At 73.9% G+C, this 23940-nt stretch carries 22 protein-coding genes; 11 read left to right on the top strand and 11 right to left on the bottom strand.

The window, feature by feature from the left end; all coding sequences use genetic code 11:
• Nucleotides 1-7 precede the first annotated feature (7 nt).
• The 3 genes from OTB16_RS07430 to OTB16_RS07420 are packed head-to-tail and all read right to left on the bottom strand — an operon-like array spanning nt 8 to nt 3275.
• Entirely contained in the window at nt 8-1102 is a 1095-nt protein-coding gene (locus tag OTB16_RS07430; RefSeq protein WP_267719118.1) for a threonine aldolase family protein, read from the bottom strand.
• The gene (locus OTB16_RS07425) at nt 1081-1842 is read right to left on the bottom strand and encodes an SDR family NAD(P)-dependent oxidoreductase (protein WP_267719117.1); all 762 of its coding nucleotides are present in this window, start codon (nt 1840-1842) and stop codon (nt 1081-1083) included. The genes OTB16_RS07430 and OTB16_RS07425 overlap by 22 nt, the downstream gene beginning before the upstream one ends.
• Nucleotides 1843-1868: 26 nt before the next feature.
• Complete coding sequence (locus tag OTB16_RS07420; RefSeq protein ID WP_267719116.1) at nt 1869-3275, bottom strand: DUF6421 family protein; 1407 nt, start codon at nt 3273-3275, stop codon at nt 1869-1871.
• A 414-nt stretch (nt 3276-3689) separates the two neighbouring features.
• On the opposite strand from OTB16_RS07420, the gene OTB16_RS07415 reads away from it, so the two are divergent.
• Nucleotides 3690-4382 (top strand): glycerophosphodiester phosphodiesterase, encoded by a 693-nt coding sequence (locus OTB16_RS07415; RefSeq protein WP_267719115.1) that lies wholly within the window; start codon nt 3690-3692, stop codon nt 4380-4382.
• A 21-nt stretch (nt 4383-4403) separates the two neighbouring features.
• On the opposite strand, the gene OTB16_RS07410 is transcribed toward OTB16_RS07415, so the two are convergent.
• Nucleotides 4404-4943, bottom strand: coding sequence for a GNAT family N-acetyltransferase (locus OTB16_RS07410; protein WP_267719114.1), 540 nt, complete (start codon nt 4941-4943; stop codon nt 4404-4406).
• 143 nt (nt 4944-5086) lie between these two features.
• On the opposite strand from OTB16_RS07410, the gene OTB16_RS07405 reads away from it, so the two are divergent.
• The 4 genes from OTB16_RS07405 to OTB16_RS07390 all read left to right on the top strand — a co-directional run bounded on the left by OTB16_RS07405 (nt 5087) and on the right by OTB16_RS07390 (nt 8139).
• The gene (locus OTB16_RS07405; protein WP_267719113.1) at nt 5087-5677 is read left to right on the top strand and encodes a DUF5134 domain-containing protein; all 591 of its coding nucleotides are present in this window, start codon (nt 5087-5089) and stop codon (nt 5675-5677) included.
• A gap of 81 nt (nt 5678-5758) precedes the next feature.
• A complete protein-coding gene (locus OTB16_RS07400) occupies nt 5759-6697 on the top strand; it encodes a M56 family metallopeptidase (RefSeq protein WP_267719112.1) in 939 nt (312 codons plus the stop codon).
• Nucleotides 6698-6779: 82 nt separating this feature from the next.
• Nucleotides 6780-7466 carry a phosphatase PAP2 family protein gene (locus tag OTB16_RS07395; RefSeq protein WP_267719111.1) on the top strand — a complete coding sequence of 229 codons (687 nt, stop codon included), beginning with the start codon at nt 6780-6782 and terminating at the stop codon, nt 7464-7466.
• A gap of 40 nt (nt 7467-7506) precedes the next feature.
• Nucleotides 7507-8139 carry a TetR/AcrR family transcriptional regulator gene (locus OTB16_RS07390; protein ID WP_267719110.1) on the top strand — a complete coding sequence of 211 codons (633 nt, stop codon included), beginning with the start codon at nt 7507-7509 and terminating at the stop codon, nt 8137-8139.
• A 31-nt stretch (nt 8140-8170) separates the two neighbouring features.
• Here the strand turns inward: OTB16_RS07390 and OTB16_RS07385 are convergent, their stop codons facing one another.
• A complete protein-coding gene (locus OTB16_RS07385) occupies nt 8171-9652 on the bottom strand; it encodes an LVIVD repeat-containing protein (RefSeq protein WP_267719109.1) in 1482 nt (493 codons plus the stop codon).
• 77 nt (nt 9653-9729) lie between these two features.
• Between OTB16_RS07385 and OTB16_RS07380 the strand changes: the two genes are divergently transcribed.
• Nucleotides 9730-10389, top strand: coding sequence for a DUF305 domain-containing protein (locus tag OTB16_RS07380; RefSeq protein WP_267719108.1), 660 nt, complete (start codon nt 9730-9732; stop codon nt 10387-10389).
• A 53-nt stretch (nt 10390-10442) separates the two neighbouring features.
• Nucleotides 10443-11801: an FAD-dependent oxidoreductase gene (locus OTB16_RS07375; RefSeq protein WP_267719107.1), complete on the top strand. Its 1359-nt coding sequence runs from the start codon at nt 10443-10445 to the stop codon at nt 11799-11801.
• Nucleotides 11802-11998: 197 nt separating this feature from the next.
• On the opposite strand, the gene OTB16_RS07370 is transcribed toward OTB16_RS07375, so the two are convergent.
• The 3 genes from OTB16_RS07370 to OTB16_RS07360 form a co-directional block, all read right to left on the bottom strand.
• Nucleotides 11999-12343 carry an ArsR/SmtB family transcription factor gene (locus OTB16_RS07370; RefSeq protein WP_267719106.1) on the bottom strand — a complete coding sequence of 115 codons (345 nt, stop codon included), beginning with the start codon at nt 12341-12343 and terminating at the stop codon, nt 11999-12001.
• A gap of 200 nt (nt 12344-12543) precedes the next feature.
• Nucleotides 12544-13644, bottom strand: coding sequence for an NADH:flavin oxidoreductase/NADH oxidase (locus OTB16_RS07365; protein WP_267719105.1), 1101 nt, complete (start codon nt 13642-13644; stop codon nt 12544-12546).
• A gap of 80 nt (nt 13645-13724) precedes the next feature.
• Nucleotides 13725-15047: a wax ester/triacylglycerol synthase family O-acyltransferase gene (locus OTB16_RS07360; protein WP_267719104.1), complete on the bottom strand. Its 1323-nt coding sequence runs from the start codon at nt 15045-15047 to the stop codon at nt 13725-13727.
• A 289-nt stretch (nt 15048-15336) separates the two neighbouring features.
• On the opposite strand from OTB16_RS07360, the gene OTB16_RS07355 reads away from it, so the two are divergent.
• From OTB16_RS07355 to OTB16_RS07345, 3 genes are all read left to right on the top strand, one after another.
• Nucleotides 15337-16428: a WD40/YVTN/BNR-like repeat-containing protein gene (locus OTB16_RS07355; protein WP_267719103.1), complete on the top strand. Its 1092-nt coding sequence runs from the start codon at nt 15337-15339 to the stop codon at nt 16426-16428.
• A gap of 11 nt (nt 16429-16439) precedes the next feature.
• Nucleotides 16440-17126, top strand: a complete 687-nt coding sequence (locus tag OTB16_RS07350) for a uracil-DNA glycosylase (RefSeq protein WP_267719102.1) — start codon at nt 16440-16442, stop codon at nt 17124-17126.
• A 96-nt stretch (nt 17127-17222) separates the two neighbouring features.
• Nucleotides 17223-18137 carry a sirohydrochlorin chelatase gene (locus tag OTB16_RS07345; RefSeq protein WP_267719101.1) on the top strand — a complete coding sequence of 305 codons (915 nt, stop codon included), beginning with the start codon at nt 17223-17225 and terminating at the stop codon, nt 18135-18137.
• A 53-nt stretch (nt 18138-18190) separates the two neighbouring features.
• On the opposite strand, the gene OTB16_RS07340 is transcribed toward OTB16_RS07345, so the two are convergent.
• The 3 genes from OTB16_RS07340 to OTB16_RS07330 all read right to left on the bottom strand — a co-directional run bounded on the left by OTB16_RS07340 (nt 18191) and on the right by OTB16_RS07330 (nt 21259).
• Nucleotides 18191-19276 (bottom strand): lactonase family protein, encoded by a 1086-nt coding sequence (locus OTB16_RS07340; protein WP_267719100.1) that lies wholly within the window; start codon nt 19274-19276, stop codon nt 18191-18193.
• A 57-nt stretch (nt 19277-19333) separates the two neighbouring features.
• Entirely contained in the window at nt 19334-20470 is a 1137-nt protein-coding gene (locus tag OTB16_RS07335) for a nitric oxide synthase oxygenase (protein ID WP_267719099.1), read from the bottom strand.
• A 210-nt stretch (nt 20471-20680) separates the two neighbouring features.
• Entirely contained in the window at nt 20681-21259 is a 579-nt protein-coding gene (locus OTB16_RS07330; RefSeq protein ID WP_267719098.1) for a GNAT family N-acetyltransferase, read from the bottom strand.
• A 154-nt stretch (nt 21260-21413) separates the two neighbouring features.
• Here OTB16_RS07330 and OTB16_RS07325 point away from each other — a divergent pair, with 154 nt between their 5' ends.
• A complete protein-coding gene (locus OTB16_RS07325) occupies nt 21414-23747 on the top strand; it encodes a HelD family protein (RefSeq protein ID WP_267719096.1) in 2334 nt (777 codons plus the stop codon).
• Nucleotides 23748-23940 lie beyond the last annotated feature (193 nt).

The following is a 23940-nucleotide window of genomic DNA, read 5'->3' as shown; positions in this document are numbered from 1 at the left end:
AAGCCGCTCAGCGCGCCAGCTCTTCCTTCAGGGCCTGGAGGAAGCCGTCCACGTCCTCCTCCTGCGTGTCGAAGCCGCACATCCAGCGGACGTCACCGGCGGTCTCGTCCCAGAAGTAGAAGCGGTAACGCTTCTGCAGCCGCAGCGAGACCTCGTGCGGCAGCCGTGCGAACACCGCGTTCGCCTCCACCGGGTAGAGGATCTCCACGCCGTCCGTCTCGCGTACGCCGGCGGCGAGCCGCCGCGCCATCGCGTTGGCGTGCCGGGCGTTGCGCAGCCACAGGTCCTTGGCGAGGAGCGCCTCCAGCTGCACCGACACGAACCGCATCTTGGACGCGAGCTGCATCGACATCTTGCGGATGTGCTTCATCTGCCGGACAGCGTCCGGGTTGAGCACCACCACGGCCTCGCCGAACATCATGCCGTTCTTGGTGCCGCCGTAGGACAGCACGTCCACGCCGACGGTGTTCGTGAAGGTGCGCATCGGAACGTCGAGGGAGGCCGCGGCGTTGGCTATCCGCGCCCCGTCCAGGTGGACCTTCATGCCCATGCCGTGCGCGTGCTCGCAGATCGCCCGGATCTCGTCCGCGGTGTAGACCGTGCCCAGCTCGGTGTTCTGGGTGATCGACACGACCTGCGGCATCGCCCGGTGCTCGTCCTCCCAGCCCCAGGCCTGCCGGTCGATCAGCTCGGGGGTCAGCTTGCCGTCCGGGGTCGGGACGGTGAGCAGCTTGAGGCCGGCCATCCGCTCCGGTGCGCCGCCCTCGTCCACGTTGATGTGGGCGCTCTCGGCGCACACCACGGCGCCCCAGCGGTCGGTCAGGGCCTGGAGGGCCGTGACGTTGGCGCCGGTGCCGTTGAAGACCGGGTAGGCCTGCGCGTACGGGCCGAAGTGGCTGCGGAAGATCTTCTGCAGGTGCTCGGTGTACTCGTCCTCGCCGTAGGCGACCTGGTGGCCGCCGTTGGCCAGCGCGATGGCCTCCAGGATCTCCGGATGCACCCCCGCGTAGTTGTCGCTCGCGAAACCGCGCACCGCCGGGTCGTGGTGCCGGCGGGCGTCGGTTCGCGTGGTCGCGGTTCTCACGGTTGCGGGGTGAGCCACAGACGCTGTCCGTTCACATCGGGTGCGGGCCGGTCCCAGACGCCGGCGATGGCCTCGGCCAGCTCCTTGACGTCCGTGAAGCCCGCGAACTTCGCATTCGGTCGCTCGGCGCGCATCGCGTCGTGCACCAGTGCCTTGATGACCAGGATCGCAGCCGCCGCGCCCGGCCCGTCCTCGCCCCCCGCCTTGCGGAAGGAGTCGGCCATGGCCAGCGTCCAGGCCTCGGCGGCCGCCTTGCCCGCGTTGTACGCGGCGTTGTTGGCGACCGGCTTGTGCGCGCCGGACTGGCTGACCAGCACGTACCGGCCGCGCTCGCTGCGCAGCAGGCCGTCGTGGAAGGCGAGCGAGGTGTGCTGGACGGTGCGGATCAGGAGCTTCTCCAGGAAGTCCCAGTCCGCGAGGTCGGTCTCGGTGAAGGAGGAGCTTCCGCGCCAGCCGCCGACGAGGTGGACGACCCCGTCGACGTGGCCGAACTCCTTCTCCGTCTGCTCGGCCCAGGCCTTGGTGGCGGCCAGGTCCAGCAGGTCCACGGTGTCACCGGTGATGGTGGCGCCGCCGTGGGCGTAGCGGGCGGCGTCCACGGCGTCCGCGAGCCGCGCCGCGTCGGCGTCGGACGCCACGACCACGGCGCCCGCCTCGGCGAGACGGAGCAGGGTGGCGCGGCCCGCGGGGCCGCCGGCCCCGGCCACCGCCACCACCGCGCCTTGCAGGTTTCCGTTGCCGTTCCCGGAGCGGTTCATCTGTGCAGCCTCCTGTGGGCGGTCGCTCACGCGGCGACCCGCTCGGCCTCGTCGGCGTTCAGGGCGGTGATGCCCTTGGTGGAGGCGATCACGCCCTTGAGCTTCTTGGCGAGGGCCTCGTAGAACATGCTGAGCGGAAACTCGTCCGGAAGCACGTCGTCGACGAGCTTGCGGGGCGGCTGCGTGGTGTCGAGGGCGTCAGCGCCCTTGGCCCACTTGGAGCCCGGGTGCGGGGACAGGTACGTCGAGACCAGGTCGTAGGCCTTGAACCAGTGGACCAGCTTCGGACGGTCGATGCCAGCCCGGTAGAGGTCCTCGATCTCGGCGCAGAGCTGGTTGGTGACCTGCGGGGCGCGCATCCAGTCGATCTTCAGCTTGTTGTCCGTCCAGCGCACGACGTCGTGCTTGTGGAGGTACGCGAAGAGCAGCTGGCCGCCGAGGCCGTCGTAGTTCCGGTCGCGGTCGCCGGAGACCGGGAAGCGGAACATCCGGTCGAAGAGGACGGCGTACTGCACGTCACGGCCGTGCTCGTTGCCCTCCGACTCCAGCTTCACCGCCTCCTTGAAGGCGGTGAGGTCGCAGCGCAGCTCCTCCAGGCCGTACATCCAGAACGGCTGGCGCTGCTTGATCATGAAGGGGTCGAACGGCAGGTCGCCGTGGCTGTGGGTGCGGTCGTGAACCATGTCCCACAGGACGAAGGCCTTCTCGCAGCGCTCCTGGTCGCCGACCATGGCGGCGATGTCCTCGGGCAGCTCGATGCCCAGGATGTCGACGGCGGCCTCGGTCACCTTGCGGTAGCGGGCGGCCTCGCGGTCGCAGAAGATGCCGCCCCAGGTGAAGCGCTCGGGGGCCTGGCGCACGGCGATGGTCTCCGGGAAGAGCACCGCGGAGTGGGTGTCGTAGCCCGGGGTGAAGCCCTCCAGCGTGATGCCGAGGAAGAGCGGGTTGTCGTACCGGGTGCGCTCCAGCTCGGAGAGCCACTCGGGCCACACCATCTTGAGCACGACGGCCTCGAGGTTGCGGTCCGGGTTGCCGTTCTGGGTGTACATCGGGAAGACGACGAGGTGCTGGAGCCCGTCGGCACGCTGGGCGGCCGGGTGGAAGGCCAGCAGGGAGTCGAGGAAGTCCGGCACCCGGAAGTCGTCGGCGGCCCACTTGCGCAGGTCGGCCACGAGCGCCCGGTGGTAGGCGGCGGCGTGCGGGAGCAGCGGCGAGAGCGCCTCGACGGCTCCGATCGCGCGCTCGACGGCGGCCAGGACCGTGGCCCGCCCGTGGGCGCCCTCGGCCTCGAAGTCGATGGAGCCGTCCGTGCCCTGCCAGGGGCGGATCTCCTCCACGGCGGCCTTGAGCTCGGGCCACGCGGGGTGGTCGACCACCCGCGCCCCGGCGGTTATCGCGGCACCGCCGGCACCCGGCACAAGAGTTTCCGTCATGTCACTTCCTCCACAGGAGAACCTCACGTCGGCACAGGGTAGGCATGTGAGGCTCTTCCACTCAAGAGGTATCTCGGGAAAATATCCTGCATCACCCCCTCTTTCGCCGAAATTCTTCCGGCGATTCAGGGTGGAAGCGGCGGCTCCGCCCAGTTCTGTGGCGCTGCACCGACCCTGCGGCGCCTGCGCGTCAAGCCGGCGGGGACGCGCCCACGGCCGGGTGACGCGGCGCCCCCGGCGCCGGGTGCCCCGGGCGGAACGACCCGGGCGGGAAGCGGCCACGAGGGCCCCGCCGGTCACCGCACGGACGGTCCCATCGCACGGCGGGCGCACTAGCATGCGACCTCATCGCGCGCGGCCGGCCGGGACACCGCCGCCGCGCGGGGAGCCGCCGTCGACGGAAGCGAGAGAACCTTGACTTTCCTCACCATCGGTCACCGCGGGGTCATGGGTGTCGAACCGGAGAACACCCTGCGCTCCTTCGTCCACGCGGAGCGTTCCGGGATGGACGTCATCGCCCTGGACGTCCGGCTGAGCAAGGACGGCGCCCTCGTCGTCCTCCACGACCCCGAGGTCGACCGGACCACCGACGGCTCGGGGGCCGTCGCCGACCTGACCCTGGCCGAGCTGCGCGCGCTGGACGCCGGCCGGGGAGAGCGCGTACCGGTCCTCGACGAGGTGCTGGAGGCGGTCGGGACCCCGCTCCAGGTGACGGTCCGCGACCGGGCCGCCGCCGGGGCGCTCGCGGACCTGGTGCTGCGCCGCGACCTGACGGCGCGGGTGGAGGTGGCCTCCTCCGAGGACGCGCTGCTCGCCGGGGCGGCCCGGGTGGTGCCTGGCGTACGGACGTCCCTGCACGCGGACCCCGTCGGCGGGGACACCGGAGCGCTCGTCGCCCGGGCGCTGGCGGTCGGCGCCGGGACGCTGGCCCTGGACATCCGCCGCATCAGCCTGGAGACCGTGGAGGCGGCGCACACGGCCGGGCTGCGGGTGACGGGCCGGTCGGTCGACACCCTGGACCTGCTGCGCCTCGCCCGGGCGCTGGGGCTGGACGGGGCCGCCACGGACTTCCCGGAGATCCGCAGCACGGGCCGCTTCACCGCGTGAGGCGGCCCGCCATCCCGTGGTTCAGAGCGGCTTGACCAGCAGCTCGAAGGCCAGGTCGTCGCGGAGCGGGACCCCGAAGCGCTCGTCGCCGTAGGGGAAGGGGCTCAGCTCGCCCGTGCGCCGGTAGCCGCGGCGCACGTAGTAGGCGATGAGCTCCTCCCGCACGTTCACCACCGTCATGCGCATCTCCTTGGCGTCCCACTCCTCCCGCGCGCGTCGCTCGGCCTCGGCCAGGATCTCCTTGCCGAGACCGGCGCCCTGCAGGCCGGGGCGGACCGCGAACATCCCGAAGTAGGCGTGGTCGCCGCGGTGTTCGAGGTGGCAGCAGGCGACGAGCCCGCCGGCCCGCTCGACGACGATCAGGATGCCGTCGGAGCCGTCGATGATCTGGCGGACCCCCTGGACGTCGGTGCGCTGCCCGTCCAGGTAGTCGGCCTCCGTGGTCCAGCCGGCACGGCTGGCGTCACCCCGGTAGGCCGACTCGACGAGCACCACCAGCTCGTCGGCGTCAGCCTCCACCGCGGTACGGAAACTCAGGGCTGCGGGGTCGGCGATCGACATCGGGGGCTCCGTTCTGCGCGTGGCATATGACATGCCGGGTACGGCGAGGAGCCTAACGCGCGGCTGCGTGCGGGCCGTCCGGGGCGGGCATCTCTTCCCGTGACGCCGACGAACCGGGAGGTTCCGCCGTGCACGGTTCCGCCATGTCCCCCGCCGTCTCCTCCTGGCTGCTGGTACTGCTGTGCGCGGCGAGCGGTGCGTACTGCCTGGTGCGCGCGGGAAGAGCGGCCCGGCCCGCGCGCGGCGCGGCGGCGGGCGAGGCGGTGATGGGCCTCGGCATGGCACTGATGGCCGTACCCGTGGGGACCGGGGCGTGGGGTCCGCCGCTGCTGCTGGCGGTCTTCTGCGCGGCCGCGGCGCACGCCCTGTGGCTGCTGCGGGGCGGCGCCCACCACGCGCACCACCTGGTGGGCTCGCTGGCCATGGCCTACATGGCGCTGGCCATGACGGCCGGCGGCCCCGGCCCGGGTCACGGCGGCGGGCACGGGGACGGTACGGGTCTGCCGCTCGTCACCGGGGCGCTGCTCCTCTACTTCGCCGGGTACGTCCTGCTCGGCGGGGCCCGGCTGGTGGCGGGCGGGGACGGCGCGGGCGGGGACGGGGGCGTCGCGGGCGGCGCCGGAAGGGGAGGGGCGGCGTGGGCGGCGACGGCCCCGCCGAGGTCGGCCGAGCTGGTCCGGGCCTGCCGACTCGCCATGGGGATCGGCATGTTGGCCATGCTGCTCTCGATGTGACATCCGCCGGAAACGTGTCCTGCGTCACCAAAGCCCCGGGGCCGTACCCGCAGGTGGGCCCGCGCTCATAGGCTGGCGGACATGATGGTCCCCGCCGCTCTCCTGCTGCTCGGCGCCCTGACCGCGGTGCTCGCCCCCCGCCTGCTGCGACGGGCCCGGTGGCCGGAGCGCGAACCCGTGGTCGCCCTGTGGGTGTGGCAGTGCGTGGTGGCCGCGGTGCTCCTGTGCTTCGGCCTGTCGATGCTGCTGAGCGCGGCGGCCGCCTGGCAGGTGGTCCGCGGCCGGCTCTTCGCCGCCGCCCCGCACGGTGTGGTCGACGCCTACGCCCTCGGCGCCTCCGGAGGCCCCTGGGCCACCGGTACCGCGCTCGCGCTGGGTGCCGGAGCACTGTGGACCGGGGCGATGCTGGGCCGCGAGGTGCTCCGGGCGCGCACCCGGCGCCGGGCACAGGACACCGAACTGCGCCTGCGCGCACCGCTGTTGCCCGGTGAGGACCCGGCGGGCGCACGGCTCGTGGTACTGGAGGGCCCGCGGCCGGACGCCTGGTGGCTGCCCGGCGCGGCCCCGCAGCTGGTGGTGACGACGGCGGCCCTGGCGCGGCTGAAGGGGAGCCAGCTGGACGCCGTACTGGCTCACGAGCAGGGCCACGCGGCGGCCCGGCACGACTGGCTGCTGCACTGCTCGCGCGCCCTGTCCCGGGGGTTCCCGCAGGTGCCGGTCTTCGCGGCGTTCGAGGCGCAGATGCACCGCCTGGTCGAGCTGGCCGCCGACGACGTGGCCTCGCGCCGCTTCGGGCGGCTGACGACGGCGCTGGCCCTGGTCGGGCTCAACGAGGACCGCGGGGTGTTCGGGCCGTCCCCGGCCCCGCAGGCCCACGTGCCGCACCGGGTACGGCGGCTGCTGGACGCCGCGCCCCGGTTGTCGGCCGGCCGGCGGCTGCGGCTGACGGCGCTGGCCGCGCTGGTGCCGGCGGTGCCGCTGCTGGTGGCGTTCGTACCGGGCCTGAGCGCGCTGTCGTAGCCGGCCCGGGCGCCCGTCGCCGGACAGCGGCCCCGGGCGCGCCCGAGGCCGTGCGGCGACCGCCGGTGCGAGGATCGGGTGCATGCGGAACGACGACCGACACGTGCGCTGGACCGGCATCGGCTGCGCGCTGCTGGCGGTCGCCCTGACCGTACTGGTGGTGGCGCGCTGGGAGCCGCTGCTCTCCCTCGACGGCCGGATCGCCAGCGACCTGCACGCCCGCGCGGTCGCCGACCCGGGCACCACCCACGTGATGCGCGTGCTCTCCGACTGGGTGTGGGACCCGTGGACGATGCGAATCCTGGCCGCCGCGGCCTGCGTCGCGCTGTGGTGGCGGGGCGAGCGCCGGCGGGCGCTGCGGGTGGCCCTGGCCGCGGTGGTGGCGTCTGTGGTGCAGCAAGGACTCAAGGCCCTGGTGGGGCGGGAGCGTCCTCAGTGGCCGGACCCGGTCGACTCGGCGCACTACGCGGCCTACCCGTCCGGCCACGCCATGACCGCGACGGTGGTGTGCGGGATGCTGCTGTGGCTGCTGCCCGGCGCGACACCGCGATGGGCGGTCGCCGCCGCCTGGGCGGTGGCCGTCGTCTCGGTGCTCGGGGTCGGCTTCACCCGGCTCTACCTCGGGGTGCACTGGACCTCGGACGTCCTCGCGGGCTGGCTCCTGGGTGTGGCCCTGGTGGCTGTCGCGACGTCCGCGTACGGCTGTCACGGGCGTACCTGCTCTGGGCGATCCCCCGTGTCACCCAGAGCAGGCGACCCCGTGCGCTGAGTATATTGGCTCGGAGCCAGTCAACGCAGCAGGAGCAAGCATGGTCCCGCGCAGCGCATCGGTCAATGAAGAATTGCGCAGACGTTCCAGGGAACGGCTGCTGCAGGCCACGGTCGACCTCGTCGCCGAGCGCGGCTACGAGGCCACGCGACTCGGCGACATCGCCGACCGGGCGGGCGCGGCACGGGGTCTGGTCTCGTACTACTTCCCGGGCAAGCGGCAGCTGCTGCAGTCGGCGGTGCACCGGCTGATGCACCTGACCCTGTACGCCGCGCTGGAGCGCGAGCCGCGCCCCTCCGGGGAGGACGAGGGCCGCGAGCGCCTCGCCCGCGCCATCGACGCGACGCTGGGACTGGCGCTGGACCATCCGCGGCTGATGCGGACGCACATGGCGGGCATCCTGCAGGCGGAGGGCTTCATCCGGTGCCAGGAGCAGCAGCGGCTCGCCGAACTGCTGCGGGACACCATGGCCCGGTACGGCTCGGCGGACGTGGACGCCGACTATCCGCTGCTGCGGGCGCTGCTGATGGGCGCGGTGGTGGCGGTGCTGCTGCCGGGGGCGCCGATGCCGGCGTCCCGGCTGCGGGCGGAGCTGTTCCAGCGGTACGGGCTGGACTGGGGGCTCGGCGTCCCGCCGGACGGAGGACCGCCCGGCGGAACGTTTCCCCGCTAGGGGCGACGGCACGCGGGCCGTCGGCCGGCCGCTAGTGGTACTCGGGCTGGGTCTGGACGTTGAGCCGGTCCATCCGCACCCACGTGGCGCTCACGGTCCGCCAGTCGTCGAGCCTGAGCACGTCGAGGCCCTTGGTGATGTCGTTCGAGTAGATGTGACCGTTGTAGTAGTACGCCGACCAGGACCCGCCGAGCCCGAGGGCGTCCGTGGTGAGCGGGCCGCGCTCGAAGTAGCCGATCTCCTTCGGCTTGGAGGAGTCGGTGAAGTCCCAGACCGAGACGCCGCCCTGGTACCAGGCCTGGACCATGATGTCGCGGCCGCCGCCGACCGGGACCAGCGAGCCGTTGTGGGCCACGCAGTTCTCGGTGTCGGCCTGGTGGCGCGGGATCTTGAAGTAGCTGCGGAAGGCGAGCTTTCGCTGGTCCCCGCGGCCGGTGATGTCGTAGATCCCGTCGGCGCCCCGGTTGGGGCCGGTGGCCTCGTTGCAGGTGGCGCCGCCGCCGCCGCCGAGCTCGTCGGTGAACACCACCTTGTTCGCGCGCTCGTTGAAGGTCGCCGAGTGCCAGAACGCGAAGTTCACGTTGTCCTGGACCCGGTCGATGACCCGTGGCTGCTCGGGCATGCTGATGTCGAAGAGGATGCCGTCGCCCATGCAGGCTCCGGCGGCGAGGTTCTTCGAGGGCAGCACGGTGATGTCGTGGCAGCCGGTGGTCTTGGAGACGCCCGGGTTGACGGGCCCGCCCGGGTTGCCGCCGTCCGGGAAGAGGATCGGGAAGGCGACGACGGCGGCCTTCGTCGGCGCCTTCTTCGGGACCTTCACCACGGAGATGCCGTCGTGCGGCGGCTTGCAGTCGGGGAAGGCCTCGTTCGGCGAGTAGGAGGCGACGTAGAGGTAGAGGTCGCGGCTGCCCGGCACCAGCGTGTGGGTGTGGGAACCGCAGGCGGTTTCGACGGACTTGATGTACTTGGGGTTCTTCTTGTCCTTGATGTCGAAGATCTTGATGCCCTCCCACGAGGACTTCTCCGTGGCGGGCTGCGAGACGCTGTTGCACGAGTCGTCGCTGCGCGAGGAGTCGGTGGAGAGGAAGAGCAGGTCGCCGTGGACGGAGATGTCGTTCTGTCCGCCCGGGCAGAGCACCTGGGTGACCGTCTTCGGCGCCTTCGGGTTCCCGATGTCGTAGATCGTGAAGCCGTTGTAGTTGCCCGCGTACGCGTACCTGCCCTGGAACGCCAGGTCAGAGTTGATCACGGTCGGGTCCGCGCTCGGGACGTTGGCCAGCGGCTTGATGTTGGCGCTGTGCACGATCTCGTCCCGGCCGGGGATCTCACCCGGGGCGAGCTCCCGGCCCTCGACGAGGCTGGAACCCTGCTGTCCGCCGGCGCCCGGCGTCAGGTCACCCGGATCGGGGGTGGCGGCCGCCGGGCCGGCGGCCAGGAGCGTGGCGAGGCCGGCCGCCGCGACGACCGCTCCCAGACTCCTTTTCCGCACTCTGATGGTGTGCAACGAGGTCACTGTGCCTCCCTTGGGAGTCCGATCGGTTCCTTGCCGGGTGGGCGCGGAACCAGGACCCCGGCAGTATCTTCCTTTCCATGGACATGGCAAAAGGGTTACTCGGCCGAATCTCCGGAGCGGTTGTGGCCGCCGGCCTCCTGTCGGCGCTCGCCGGCTGCCAGGCGGACGAGCCGCGGGACCGCGCCGACGACGGCCGGGCCGTGATCGTCGCACCCGGCAGACCCGGCGAGAAGGCGCGCACGCTCACCCCCGAGCAGGCCGCGCGGGAGAAGCCCGACGACAGCGCCAACGCCGCCGACCGGGCCTACGTGCGGAACATGGTCGAGCACCACCGGCAGGCCCTGACGATGAGCGCGCTGGCGCCGGCGCGGGCCGCGGCGGACGGCGTCAAACGCCTGGCGGAACGGATCGAGGCCGCCCAGCGGCCCGAGATCGGGGCGATGGAGAAGTGGTCGGCCCTGCATCCCGCGCCGCAGGCGGACTCCGGCGCGCACCCGCACGACCACGGCACGATGCCGGGCATGGCCACCGAGCGGCAGCTGGCGGACCTGGCCGCGGCCTCGGGGGCCGACTTCGACCGGCTCTTCCTGAAGCTGATGACCGCCCACCACGAGGGCGCCGTGAAGATGGCCGGGGAGGCGCTGGCCGGCGGCAACAACGTGGCGGTCGAGGAGATGGCCAACGAGGTCGTGGCCACGCAGAGCGCCGAGATCCACCGGATGCGCGCCATGGGCTGACGGCCCCGGAACCCGGTGTCATGCTGGGGACCACCCGCGTGAGGAGCTCCACCGTGCTTCGTATCGCCGTCGTCGGATCGGGCCCCAGCGGGGTCTACGCCGCGCAGACCCTGGTTCAGCAGCGCGAGGTGCCCGGCGTCCGGGTCGACGTCCTGGACCGGCTGCCGGCCCCTTACGGACTGGTGCGCTACGGGGTCGCCCCCGACCACGAGAAGATCAAATCGCTGCAGGGCAGCCTGCGCGCCGTGCTGGAGGACGAGCGGATCCGCTTCCTCGGGAACGTCGAGGTCGGCGGGGAGGCCCTGCCCTCGGCGCGGCTGCTGGAGCTGTACCACGCGGTCGTGTACTGCGTGGGGGCGGCGCGGGACCGACTGCTCGGCATCCCCGGCGAGGACCTGGCGGGGGTGCACTCCGCGACGGACTTCGTGGCCTGGTACAGCGGGCACCCGGACGCCGCCGCGGCCGCCTTCGACCTGGCCGGGGTGGAGTCGGCCGTGGTCGTCGGGGCGGGCAACGTCGCCGTGGACGTGACGCGAATCCTGGCCCGGGGCGCCGCCGAGCTGGCCCCGACGGACATGCCGCAGCCGGCGCTCGGCGCGCTCGCGGAGAGCGGGGTGCGCGCGGTGGCGATGGTCGCCCGGCGCGGCCCCTCGCAGGCGAAGTTCACCACCAAGGAACTGCGGGAGCTGGGCACGCTGCCGGGTGTGGACGCCCGAGTGGAGCCCGCCGAGCTGGCCCTGGACCCCGCGTACGCCGATCCGGGCGCGGCCGCCGCGCTGCCCGCGGTGGCGCGGCGGAACGTGGAGGCGCTGCGCGGCTGGGCTGAGGGCGGCGCGACCGGCGCGCCGCGCGCGATCACGCTGCGGTTCTACCTGCGCCCGTCGGAGGTGCTGGGCGGCCCGGACGGCCGGGTCACCGGGGTGCGCTTCGAGCGGACCGCCCCGGACGGGCTCGGCGGAGTGACGGGGACGGGGACGTACGAGGACGTTCCGGCGCAGCTGGTGCTGCGCTCGGTGGGGTACCGGGGCGTCCCCCTGGCCGGTCTGCCTTTCGACCCGGTGCGGGGCACGGTCCCGCACGCGGCGGGCCGGGTGCTGCGTGCGGGCCGGGCCTCGGTGGGCGAGTACGTGGCGGGGTGGATCAAGCGCGGCCCGACCGGGGTGATCGGCACCAACCGCCCCTGCGCGAAGGAGACGGCGTCCTCGCTCCTCCAGGACGCGGGGCGGCTGGCCCGGCGCGAGCTGCCCGGCGACCCGGTGGACGCGATGCGGGCGGCGGGCCTGCGTCCGGTGGAGTGGCCCGGGTGGCTGGCCGTCGAGGCGGCCGAGGCGGAACTGGGCCGCTCGCTGGGCCGCCGCTCGGTGAAGATCCCGGACTGGGACGGCCTGCTGGACGCGGCCGGACGGACGTAGGACGCGCTGCCGGGTCGCGGCCGGACAGGCGTAGGACGGGCTGCGGGGCACTGCCGGACGGACGCAGGACGGGCTGCCGGGCACGGCCGGACGGACGTAGAGCGGCCTGCCGGGCACGGCCGGACGGTCCTGGAGCGGGCTGCCGGGCGCCGCCGGACGGTCCTGGAGCGGGCTGCCGGGTCGCGGCGGCCGCGCGGCTACGCCAGGCGGGCTTCCTCGGCCGCCGCGGCCGTGAGGACGGAGTCGAGGAGGCCCGGGAAGAGGGCCTCCAGCTCCTCGCGGCGCAGGGCGTTGAGCTTGGTGGTGCCGCGGTAGGTCTGGCGCACGACGCCGCTCTCCCGCAGCACGCGGAAGTGGTGCGTGGTGGTCGACTTGGTGACCGGCAGGTCGAAGTGCGAGCAGGCCAGGTCGGCGGCGGAGACGGCGAGGTCCCGGGTGATGGAGAGGCGGACCGGGTCGGAGAGCGCGTGGAGCACGTCCTCCAGCCGGATCTCGGCGGCCTCGGGGTGGGCGAGGGTGCGGGCCGTGTCGTGTTCCGTCATGTCCCTGCTCCACTCGCTCGACTCGCTCGGCCCGACTCGCTCGGCCCGACTCGCTCGGCCCGCCCGGCCCGCCCGGCCCGCCCGGCTCGCTCGAACCACCACGCGCCCGGGGCCCGTCGCGCCCGGCACCATCGTACGAGAGCCGTCGTAGGAGCGGTGGGTTGGGGCGCGGGAGAGAAGAGCCCGCGCCGCAACCCGGTTCACCAGGAGCGGTGGTACTGCTCCGGGGTGCGGAGCTCCGCGCCGAGTTCGACGGCCGCGCGGCGGGCCCAGTAGGGGTCGCGCAGCAGTTCGCGGCCGAGGAGCACGGCGTCCGCCTCGCCGTTGGCGAGGATCTTCTCGGCCTGCTCCGGTTCGGTGATCAGGCCGACGGCCGCCACCGGGAGCGAGGTCCCGGCCTTGACCCGGGCCGCGAACGGCACCTGGTAGCCGGGGCCGACCGGGATCGTCACCCCGGGGGCCAGCCCGCCGGTGGAGACGTCGAGGAGGTCCACCCCGTGCTCTTGGAGCAGGGCGGCCAGCCGGACCGTCTCCTCGGCGGTCCAGCCGTTCTCCTCCAGCCAGTCGGTGGCCGAGATCCGGAAGAACAGCGGGAGGTCCGCGGGCCACGCCGCCCTTACGGCGTCGACCACTTCGAGCGCGAAACGGGCGCGGTTCTCGAAGGAGCCGCCGTACGCGTCGGTGCGCCGGTTGCTGTGCGGGGAGAGGAACTCCCCGATCAGGTAGCCGTGGGCGCCGTGTACCTCCACGACCTCGTAGCCCGCGGCCAGCGACCGTTCGGCGGCGGCCGCGAACTGGGCGGTGATCTCGTGGATCTGATCGACGGTCAGCTCGTGGGGCACCGGGTGGCCCTCGTGGAACGGCACCGCGCTGGGGGCGACCGGCTGCCAGCCGTGGGCCTCGGGGCCGACGGGGGCGCCGCCCTTCCAGGTCCGGTCGGTGGAGGCCTTGCGGCCCGCGTGGGCGATCTGGATCGCGGGGACCGCGCCCTGGGACTTCACGAAGGCGGTGATCCGGCGGAGCGCCTCGACCTGGGTGTCGTTCCAGATGCCGAGGTCGTAGGGGGAGATCCGGCCTTCCGGGGAGACGGCGGTGGCCTCCTGGACGATGAGGCCGGCGCCTCCGACGGCGCGGGCCGCGTAGTGCGCGAAGTGCCAGTCGCCGGCCACGCCGGCGTTCGGGCCGGAGGCCTCGGCGCTGTACTGGCACATCGCCGCCATCCATACGCGGTTCGGGATGGTGACCGACCGCAGGGTGTACGGCGCGAACAGGGCGGCGAAGGCGGTGGGGGCAGCACTCATCAGGACTCTCCAGACGTCACCGGGCGCGCCGGGGATCGGCGGCTAAGTACGAGGACCACCGTACTACGAATCCTCTCGTACTACGAGACCTCTCGTACAAGCGCGTCCAGCTCGGCGCGCAGCGCCCCGGTCAGGGCGGCCAGGTCGGGTACGGCGGTCGCGTCGGCGACCAGCCCGTAGTGGACCGTCCCCTTGTACGTGGAGACGGCGACGGCCAGTGACTGGCCGCGCGCCAGCGGGGCGAGGGGGTAGACCTCGCGGACCGTGCTCCCGCCGAGCGAGAAGGTCAGACCGGGCAGCGGAACGCTGGTGACCAGGATGTCGAAGAGCAGCCGGGCGGCCTGGGCGACGAGCGGGCCGCCGAGGCGGTGGCCGAGCGGGTGGACGTGGTCGGCGAGCAGGGCGACGGCCCCGGCGCCCCGGGCGGGCCCGGCGTCCTTGTTGCGGTCCATCGCGGCGCGCACCCGGTCCAGGCGCAGCAGCGGGTCCCGCTCGGCGAGCGGGAGCCGCAGCAGGTAGCCGGAAAGCCGGTTCCCGCCGCCCGCCCCGACCCTGCCGCGGCGGGAGACGGGGATCAGGGCGCGGGGGCCCGGTCCGCGGGGCGCGGGGTCGCCGCGCTCTTCCAGCCAGCGCCGCAGCGCGCCCGCGACCATCGCGATCAGCACGTCGTTGACGGTGCCGCCGGCGGCCTTGCGCACGAGGTTGACCTCGTCCAGGTCGAGGGCGAGACCGGCGACCGCGCGGGTCCCGGGCCCGTCCGGGTCGGCGACCAGCGCCCCGGGCACGCCGAGCGGGAGCCCGGAGCGGGCCACGGCGGCCCCGATCTCCAGGGCCTGGCCGACGTCCTGGACCCGGGCGGCCAGGGCGCCGGGCAGTCTGCGCAGGGCGGAGCCGGCGTCCCGCTGGGCGGGGACCGGTCGGGCGGCGGGGGCGCGCGGGGCGGGGCCCTCGTCGAAGAGCGAGGCCGCCAGCGCGAGCGCGCCGAGGCCGTCGGCGAGCGCGTGGTGGAACTTGAACAGCACCGCGAAGGCGTCCGGATCAGGCCCGGCGATCACGTGCGCCTCCCAGGGCGGCAGGCCCCGGTCGAGCGGCCGGGCCATGAGCGGGCCCGCGGCCTCGTGCGCGGTGGCGTGCCCGGTCCGTACGAGGAACACGTGCCGGGCCGCGTCGAACTCCGGGTCCGGCGACCAGGCGGCCGCTCCGACCGGCAGGAGTACGTCGTGGATCCGGCGGCGCAGGCCCGGTACGGCGGCGCAGCGGGCGGCGAGCAGCTCCGCGGCACGCTCGCCGGCGCCGGGGCCGGCGGCCCGGAGGACCACGAGGGCGCCCAGGTGCATGGGGTGGGCGGTGGATTCGATCCGCCAGAAGGCGAGGTCGAGCGGCGAAAGATGCTCGGTGGCCACGTGGGTCCCCTCGCGTGCGGCGGCAGTGGCCTGAAGTCAATCCATTCCGAACACCTACATGCAAGCAGCAGTCATTTCTGTCGGGTAAATGATCGGGTAAATGATCTGCGCCGATCAGTCGTGCAAACCCCCGCGTCGCCCGCCGGGCCACTGTCGGTGGGCGGGTGCAGACTGGCCGGAACGACCCGCACGGGCGCCGCCGCACGCGCTCCCGGGCGGCGCCCGCAGGAAAGCACGCCAGGAACGACCCAGTGAACGACCCAGTGAACGACGCCCGGAGGTGCCGGCCATGGCCGACGTACTACTGCTCGTGGGAACCCGCAAAGGACTCTTCGTCGGCCGTCGGCACGGCGGCGGCGCGTGGGAGTTCGACGGCCCCCACTTCAACGCCCAGGCCGTCTACGCGGTCGCCGTCGACCGGCGGGGGCCCGCGCCGCGGCTGCTGGTCGGCGCGGACAGCCTGCACTGGGGGCCGTCCGTCTTCAGCTCCGACGACCTCGGGGCGACCTGGCGGGAGCCGGCCGCGGCCGCCGTGAAGTTCCCCAAGGACACCGGTGCCTCCCTGGAGCGGGTCTGGCAGCTGCACCCCGCCGGCCCCGAGGCCCCCGGCGTGGTCTACGCGGGGACCGAGCCGGCCGCCCTGTTCCGCTCCACGGACCGCGGCGACTCCTTCGAGCTGGTCCGGCCGCTCTGGGAGCACCCGAGCCGGTCGAAATGGGAGCCCGGGGGCGGCGGCGAGGGCCTGCACACGGTGATCACCGACCCACGGGACCCGGAGGCGCTGACGGTGGCCGTCTCCACCGCCGGGGTGTTCCGCAGCGCGGACGGCGGCGCCAGCTGGTCGCCGTCGAACGACGGGGTCTCCGCGGTCTTCCTGCCCGACCCGCACCCCGAGTTCGGCCAGTGCGTGCACAAGATCGCCCAGGACGCCGCGGACACCGACCGGCTGTACCTGCAGAACCACTGGGGCGTCTACCGCAGCGACGACGCGGGGGCCCGGTGGACCGACATCGGCGGCGGCCTTCCCTCCGACTTCGGCTTCGCGGTCGCCGCGCACCCGCACCGGCCGGACACCGCGTACCTCTTCCCGCTCAACGCCGACTCCGACCGGGTGCCGGCCGGGCACCGGTGCCGGGTCTTCCGCACCCAGGACGCGGGCGCCACCTGGGAGCCGCTCTCGAAGGGACTGCCCGACGGGGACCACTACGGCACCGTGCTCCGCGACGCGCTGTGCACGGACGACGCGGACCCGGCGGGCGTCTACTTCGGCAACCGCAACGGCGAGCTGTACGCGAGCCACGACGACGGCGACAGCTGGCAGCTGCTGGCCGGGCACCTTCCCGACGTCCTGTGTGTACGGGCGGCCACGTTGGGCCAGTAGAGTGATCGACCGTGGCAGCACGACCGTTGAACGAGATCGTCGAGCCGGGCTGGGCCCGTGCTCTGGAGCCCGTGGCGGGGCAGATCACCGCCATGGGCGACTTCCTGCGCGCCGAGATCGCGGCGGGGAGGAGCTATCTACCCGCCGGGCCCCATGTGCTGCGCGCCTTCCAGCAGCCCTTCGACGAGGTCAAGGTCCTCATCGTCGGCCAGGACCCCTACCCCACCCCGGGGCACGCCGTGGGACTGTCCTTCTCGGTGGCGCCCGAAGTGCGCCCCGTACCGCCGAGTCTGGACAACATCTTCCTGGAGCTCCACCGCGACCTCGGCACCGGCCGCCCCGCCAACGGCGACCTCACCCCGTGGACCCGGCAGGGCGTCCTGCTGCTCAACCGCGCCCTGACGACCGCGCCCCGCCGCCCCAACGCCCACCAGGACAAGGGCTGGGAAGCCGTCACCGACCAGGCCATCCGCGCGCTCGCCGCGCGCGGCAAGCCCCTGGTGTCCATCCTGTGGGGCCGTGCGGCGCGCAACCTGCGGCCGCTGCTCGGCGAACTGCCGGTGGTGGAGTCCTCGCACCCCTCCCCCAGGTCGGCGGACTACGGTTTCTTCGGCTCCAGGCCGTTCAGCAGGACGAACGACCTGCTCACGGGCCTGGGTTCACAGCCTGTCGACTGGCGCTTGCCGTCCGTCAGTTGATCGTATCTGACATTCACCGGATAAATACGGACAGATGCCACCCGAGAAGGCCCTGCCCGAACACCCGGTTCCGATAAGCCAGTAGCATGCGGCGCCATGAGCTCCCCCACTGGGCCCGCAAATGGCCTGCCCGTACGAATGCCGCGACCCCGCCAGACCGGACGGCACCGCCGGCCCGAGCCCGCGGCGGCGCCCGAGGGCGCGCCCGCGCTGGTGCTCGCCGTGCCCGGTGCTCCCTCGGCCTCCTCGCGGAGTCTCGCGGAAGAGATCATCAGCATCGGCCGCTCCGAGCTGCCGGGTCTCGACGCCCGGATCGGCTTCATCGAGGGTGACGACGCCTCCGAGTTCCCGTCCCTGTCCGGTGCGCTGGACACCGTCGCGTCCGAGCGCGCGGCGCGGGCGGAGTTCGCCCGCGCCGCCGATCACGAGGTGCCCGCGCCGACCGGCCCGGACGCCGTGGTCGTGCCCCTGCTGGCCGGTCCCGACGGCGGCCTGCTGCGCCGGATCCGCCAGGCCCTGATGGAGTCCTCGGCCGCCGCCGAGCTGGCCGACGTGCTCGGCCCGCACCCGCTCCTCGCCGAGGGTCTGCACGTGCGCCTGTCCGAGGCGGGCCTGGCCCGCGCCGACCGCGCCCGGCTCTTCACCGTGACCACCGCCGCCGACGGCATCGTGCTGGCCACCACCGGTGGCGAGGAGGCCGTGCAGGCCGCCGGGATCACCGGCATGCTGCTCGCCGCCCGTCTCGCCGTGCCGGTGAAGGCCGCCGCGCTCGACGAGGAGGGCTCGGTGGCCGCGGTCGCCGAGCAGCTGCGCCGCGAGGGGTCGACGCTGCTGGCCCTCGCCCCGTACCTGATCGGCCCGGAGGCGGCCGAGGGCCTCCTGGACACCGCGTGCAAGGAGGCGGACTGCGCCACCGCCGAGGTCCTCGGCTCCTACCCGGCACTGGGCAAGCTGGCCGTCGCGCAGTATTCCGCGGCCCTCGGGATCACGCAGGGCGCCGCCGCCCGCTGACCCGCACGCCGAAGGGCCCGTACCCGCGCCGGGTACGGGCCCTTCGGCGTGTGTCAGGCGAAGACCACGCAGGTGGCCGCGGGCACGGCCACCGATCCGGCGCGGCGCGGCCGGCCGGTCAGCGGGTCCACGTCGAACCAGGTGACGTCCCCCGAGTGCTCGTTGGCCGCGTACAGCCTGCGCCCCGCGGGGTCGGCGACGAGGTCGCGCGGCCAGCTGCCGCCGCAGTCGACGGTGTCCGTGAGCTGCGGTTTCTCGGCCCCTCCGGCGAGCGAGAGGGTGACGATCGTGTCGGCGCCCCGGACGGCGATCCAGACGAAGCGCCCGTCGGGCGAGACGACGACCGCCGAGGGGTAGGGCCCTACGGCCCCTCCACCGGCCCCGGAGGCGACCGGGACCTCCGCGACCGGGTCCAGCCGCCCGGACGCCGGGTCCCAGCGGCAGACGGTCAGCTGCGGCTCCAGCTCGTGCAGTACGTAGACCACCGCGCCGTCCGGGTGGAACGCGAGGTGGCGCGGCCCGGTGCCGGCCCGGAGCACGGTCTCGGCGTGCACCCGCAGCGCGCCGGTGGCCGGGTCGAGCGCGCAGACCCGTACGGAGTCGGTGCCGAGGTCCACGCTGAGCACCCAGCGGCCCGTCGGGTCGGGCAGCACCTGGTGGGCGTGGGGGCGCTCCTGACGGCCGGCGTCGGGGCCGGAGCCCCGGTGCGCGAGGACCGAGGCGGGGCCGCCCGGACGGCCGTCGGCGGCGAGCGGCAGGCTGCTGACGCTTCCGGAGGTGTAGTTCGCGGTGAACAGCCGCCGCCCGGCGACGCTCAGGTGCGTGGGGCCGGAGCCGCCGACGCGGACGGCCGGGCCGAGCGGCTCCAGGCCCCCGGCCGTGGGCCGGAAGGCGGCCACCGCGCCCTGCTCCGCCTCGCTCACCGCGTAGAGCACTCCGGTGTCCCGCGCGAAGGCGAGGTACGAGGGGTCCTCGACGGCCCAGTCGGCCGAGAGCACGGTGAGGGCCCCGGTCGCCGGATCGACCGCCGCGGTGGTGACACCGCGGCCGCCCCCCGAGGTGAACGAGCCGATGTGGGCCCGGTGTCCGCCGCCCCGGTCCGTACCGTCCACGCCGTCAACGATGTCGCCGCTGTCCACGGGGTTCGCCCTCTCCGCCGCTGTCGGATCCGTTCGGAGCCGACGGTAACAGAAGGTCTAGACCAAATCCCGTCCCTGCGCCCGTTCCTGCGCGCCGGGGTGGTGCACGTACGCCGTGCTGCTCGGCCGGTCCTCGTACGTGCGGTGGAAGACCGGGGTGGCCGAGCCGGAGATCGGCGGCACGATCCAGGACCAGTCCGCGCCCACCTCGCGGCCCTTGCGCTCCTCGCGCTCGACGTGGGTCAGGAACCGGCGGGACTCGGCGTGGTGGTCGGCGATGGTCACGCCGGCCCGGTCGAAGGAGTCCAGGACCGCCAGGTTCAGCTCGACGAGCGCGCGGTCCTTCCAGAGCGAGCGGTCGCTGGAGGTGTCCAGGCCCAGCCTGCGGGCGACGGCCGGGAGGAGGTTGTATCGGTCGGTGTCGGCGAGGTTGCGGGCGCCGATCTCGGTGCCCATGTACCAGCCGTTGAACGGGGCGGCCGGGTAGTGGACGCCGCCGATCTCGAGGCACATGTTGGAGATGGCCGGTACGGCGTGCCAGCGCAGCCCCCACGCCCCCCAGCCGGGGTCGTCGGGGTGGCGGATCGGGACTTCGAGGACGGCGTCCGCGGGGGTGTCGAACCAGCGGGGCTTGTCGTTCACCCCTTGCACGACCAGCGGGAGCAGGTCGAAGGGGGTGCCGGCGCCGCCGGCCCAGCCGAGCCGGAGCAGGGCCTCGGTGAGCGGGGCGTTGCGGGCGTCCCCGACGGTCACGGAGGGGTGGTCGCCGTAGCCGGCGTAGCGGACCAGCTGCTCGCTCCAGATCAGCGGACCGGGGCGGTCCGGGGCGTCCGGGGCGAAGACCGTGACGGTGGGCCGGACGCGGCCGCGGTTGGTCGCCTCCCGCAGGTGCGCGAAGCACTCGTCGGCGATCTCGTCCGACGCGACGAGCTCCCGGCGGTCGCGGACCCGCAGGGAGTTCCAGTAGAGCCTGCCTATGCAGCGGTTGCTGTTGCGCCAGGCCACGCGCGCCCCGTGGACCAGCTCCTCCGGGGTGTGCCGGTAGGTTCCCGTCTCCGCGAGCTCCTCCCGCACGGCGGCGAGCCGGGCACACGGAGCGCCGGCCTCCGGGTTCTCCCGGTGGAAGAGCCGGATGAACTCCTCGGCCGCCTCCCACACCTGCGCGGCGGTGAAACGTTGTGGAGGTATTTCCATTTCGGGCGATCCCCCCCTGTCCGACCGGATCCACCCTGACGTGCCGGATGAACGTGCAATGAACCCGGACCCATTGTACGTGTCGCAGGTCAGCGCCGTGCCGCAAGTGCGTACGGAACACACCTTCGAGTGTTCCCCGGCCGACGGACTGCGGCAGGGCGGAACGGGGCGTATCATCCGCCCCAGTCCGGCAGTTGGCCGTGCGGGTGGTCAGCGGCAGGGCCGGCTCATGTAGAGCGCCTGCTCACCGGCGGCGGGCGTGCCGCCGTACAGGCTCGTGTCGAGGCCGCAGAAGACGAATCCCATGCGCCGGTAGGCGTGCACGGCGGGTGCGTTGACGGTGCTGACCTCCAGCCACAGGTGGTCGGCGCCCCGTTCACGGGCGAAGCCCGCCGCGCACTCCATGAGCCCGCGGCCGATGCCCCGCCCCCGGTCGTCGGGTGCCACCTCGATGTCCTCGACCGTCAGCCGCCGGTTCCAGGCGGCGTAGCCGACGGCGGCGAACCCGCGGACCCGGCCGCCGTCGAGGGCGACGTAGGTCCGCGCGTCCCCCGCGCTGTCCGTCCCGACGGCGCCGAGTGCCTGCTCGTCGTGTTCCTCGGGCGGGAACACCTTGCGCACCGGCGGGTCCACGGGCACCTCGCGGAGGGCGAAGCCGGCGTCGGACGCCGTCACCTCGAAGACGGTGGCGGTGGTGAAGGAGCTGTCCAAGGCCTCGATGGCGCCGGCGTCCTCGGGGCGGGCGGGCCGGTAGACGATGCCGTCGGCGGAGCCGGGTGCGGTGGTCATGGGCACCACGGTACGCAAAAAATCCCCCGGTCGAATTGGCTGGGCCAATTGACTGCCGAGGGATCAGTGAGCGTATATTCACTGGTTCACCACGTCGTCAAAAACGAAGACGTGATGAAGCTTACGAGGACACTGTAACGCGGCAGGAGTGCAATTGTCAACCGAGGAATTCCGGAAAGAGCAGCAATTCGTCACCGATCTCTATCGGCGCCTCGACGATCTTCGTGGCCAGGCCGAACGTGCGGTCGAAGGGGCATTGCGCGAGGTCGGCACCGGGTTCCAGGCCCGCCTGGAACGGGACGTCCTGGTCGCCGAACAGTCGGGGCTCCTTTCCGCTCTGAATGCCGGGGAGAACGGTCTCTGTTTCGGCCGCCTGGAGTTCTCCGACGGTCGCGACCCGCACATCGGCCGGATCGGAATCCGCGCGGACGACGCGGACCGCACCCCGCTGGTCCTCGACTGGCGGGCCGAGGTGGCGCGCCCGTTCTACCTGGCCACCGGCCACACCCCGATGGGGCTGCGCCGCCGCCGGCACATCAGCAGCCGGGGGCGGGAGGTCACCGCGCTCCACGACGAGATCCTCGACCTCGCCGACGCGGAGCGCACGGGCCACGAGGCCGCCGACGCGGACGCCGTGCTGCTCGCCGCGCTCGACGCCGCCCGGACGGGCCGCATGCACGACATCGTGCGCACCATCCAGGCCGAGCAGGACCGGGTGATCCGCTCCACCCACCGCGGGGTGCTGGTCGTCGAGGGCGGTCCCGGCACCGGGAAGACCGCCGTCGCGCTGCACCGCGCCGCCTACCTGCTGTACGCCCACCGCGAGCTGCTGGCCAAGCGCGGGGTGCTGATCGTCGGCCCCGGCCCCGCCTTCCTCGGCTACATCGGCGGGGTCCTCCCGGCGCTCGGCGAGACGGGCGTGCTGCTCGCGACGCCGGGCGAGCTCTTCCCCGGGGTCCGTGCCACCGGAACCGACGGTCCCGGCGCCGCCGCGGTCAAGGGCCGGGCCGCGATGGCGGAGGTGCTGGCCCGGGTGGTCGCCGACCGGCAGTGCCTGCCGGAGACCCTGCCGGCGGACAGCGGCGAGGAGTACGACACCGTCCCCGAGCCCGCCCTGGAGATCGACCACGACGACTACGGGGTCCTGCTGCTGGACCGCACGATCGCGCACGCCGCGCGGGACCACGCCCGCGCCACCGGGCTGCCGCACAACCGGGCGCGGCCCGCGTTCGCCTTCCGGGTCGTCGACGCCCTCACGGCACAGCTCGTGGACCGGCTGGGCGCCGATCCGTACGGCGGACCGAACCTGCTGGGCCCGGACGACGTCGCCCAGATCGGCAAGGAGATCGCCATGAGCGCCGCCGTGCACGCGGCGATCGACGCCCTGTGGCCCTGCCTCACCCCCGAGCGGCTGGTCCGCGACTTCCTGGCCGGTCCCACCCACCTGCCCGCGCACGAGGCGGCCCTGATCCGGCGCGAGGACACCGGCACCCCGGACTGGACGCCGGCGGACGTACCGCTGCTGGACGAGGCGGCCGAGCTGCTCGGGGAGGACGACGGCGCCCGGCGGGCCGCCGAGGAGCGGGAGCGGGCGCGGCGCGTCGCGTACGCGCAGGGGGTGCTGGACCTGTCGCAGGGCTCGGACTCGTACGAGTTCGAGGACGAGGAGAACGAGTTCCTCGCGGCGCACGACATCATCGACGCCGAGCGGATGGCCGAGCGGTACGAGGAGGCCGACCACCGGAGCACCGCGGAGCGGGCCGCGGCGGACCGGACCTGGGCCTTCGGCCACGTCATCGTGGACGAGGCGCAGGAGCTGTCGGAGATGGCCTGGCGGTTGCTGATGCGACGCTGCCCGACCCGGTCGATGACCCTGGTCGGCGACCCGGCGCAGACGGCGGAGGAGGCGGGCTGCGGTTCGTGGGGGCGCGCCCTCGACCCGTACGTGGGCGACCGCTGGGAGCTGGTCCGGCTGGACGTGAACTACCGCACGCCCGCCGAGGTGATGGAGGTGGCGGCGGCGGTGCTGCGGGCGCGCGACCCCGCGTTCGAGCCGCCGCGCTCGGTACGGTCGACCGGGGTGCGGCCGTGGGCGCGCGCCGCCGGCGCCGACCTGGCGGGAGCCGTCGCGGAGGCCGTGGAGCGGGAGCTGCGGGAGCGCGACCGGCCGGAGCGGGGGCGGCCGGAGCGGGGGCGGCTCGCGGTGATCGCGCCGCACGCGCTGCACGCCGGGCTGGCCGCGGTGCTGCCCGGGGTCCGGGCGGACGCCGAGCCGGACCTGACGCGGGAGGTGGTCCTCCTCGGCCCCCGGCAGGCGAAGGGGCTGGAGTTCGACACGGTGGTCGTGGTGGAGCCGGGCGCCCTGCGGCCGAGCGACCTGTACGTGGCGCTGACCCGCGCGACGCAGTCGCTCGGCATCGTGCACACGGCGGGCCGGCTGCCGGCGGGGCTGGAAGGGGCGCCGGCGGAGCTGCTGAGGCGCTCCTGAGGCGCTGCCGAGGGCGACCGCCCGCCCGGCGAGGGCTGCCCCGTACCGGGCCGGGGCGGCCGTCGTACGGGGGAACGCGCCCGGCCGGGGGGCCGGTCACGGCCGGGGGTGCCGGTCACGGCCGGGGTGCCGGTCACAGCCCGGGGTGGGGCGCCCGTCACAGCCCGGGGTACCCGTCACAGCCTGGGGCGCC

The organism is Streptomyces antarcticus, assembly GCF_026627255.1.
GTDB lineage: Bacteria > Actinomycetota > Actinomycetes > Streptomycetales > Streptomycetaceae > Streptomyces > Streptomyces antarcticus.
This window is presented reverse-complemented; position numbering and strand designations above follow the sequence as displayed.

Coding starts and splice junctions, on each gene's coding strand:
- OTB16_RS07395 (WP_267719111.1), top strand. CDS start 6,780: ATGCGGAACGACGACCGACACGTGCGCTGGACCGGCATCGGCTGCGCG.
- OTB16_RS07345 (WP_267719101.1), top strand. CDS start 17,223: ATGAGCTCCCCCACTGGGCCCGCAAATGGCCTGCCCGTACGAATGCCG.
- OTB16_RS07330 (WP_267719098.1), bottom strand. CDS start 21,259: ATGACCACCGCACCCGGCTCCGCCGACGGCATCGTCTACCGGCCCGCC.
- OTB16_RS07365 (WP_267719105.1), bottom strand. CDS start 13,644: ATGAGTGCTGCCCCCACCGCCTTCGCCGCCCTGTTCGCGCCGTACACC.
- OTB16_RS07400 (WP_267719112.1), top strand. CDS start 5,759: ATGATGGTCCCCGCCGCTCTCCTGCTGCTCGGCGCCCTGACCGCGGTG.
- OTB16_RS07380 (WP_267719108.1), top strand. CDS start 9,730: ATGGACATGGCAAAAGGGTTACTCGGCCGAATCTCCGGAGCGGTTGTG.
- OTB16_RS07420 (WP_267719116.1), bottom strand. CDS start 3,275: ATGACGGAAACTCTTGTGCCGGGTGCCGGCGGTGCCGCGATAACCGCC.
- OTB16_RS07355 (WP_267719103.1), top strand. CDS start 15,337: ATGGCCGACGTACTACTGCTCGTGGGAACCCGCAAAGGACTCTTCGTC.
- OTB16_RS07410 (WP_267719114.1), bottom strand. CDS start 4,943: ATGTCGATCGCCGACCCCGCAGCCCTGAGTTTCCGTACCGCGGTGGAG.
- OTB16_RS07335 (WP_267719099.1), bottom strand. CDS start 20,470: ATGGAAATACCTCCACAACGTTTCACCGCCGCGCAGGTGTGGGAGGCG.
- OTB16_RS07390 (WP_267719110.1), top strand. CDS start 7,507: ATGGTCCCGCGCAGCGCATCGGTCAATGAAGAATTGCGCAGACGTTCC.
- OTB16_RS07425 (WP_267719117.1), bottom strand. CDS start 1,842: ATGAACCGCTCCGGGAACGGCAACGGAAACCTGCAAGGCGCGGTGGTG.
- OTB16_RS07370 (WP_267719106.1), bottom strand. CDS start 12,343: ATGACGGAACACGACACGGCCCGCACCCTCGCCCACCCCGAGGCCGCC.
- OTB16_RS07405 (WP_267719113.1), top strand. CDS start 5,087: ATGTCCCCCGCCGTCTCCTCCTGGCTGCTGGTACTGCTGTGCGCGGCG.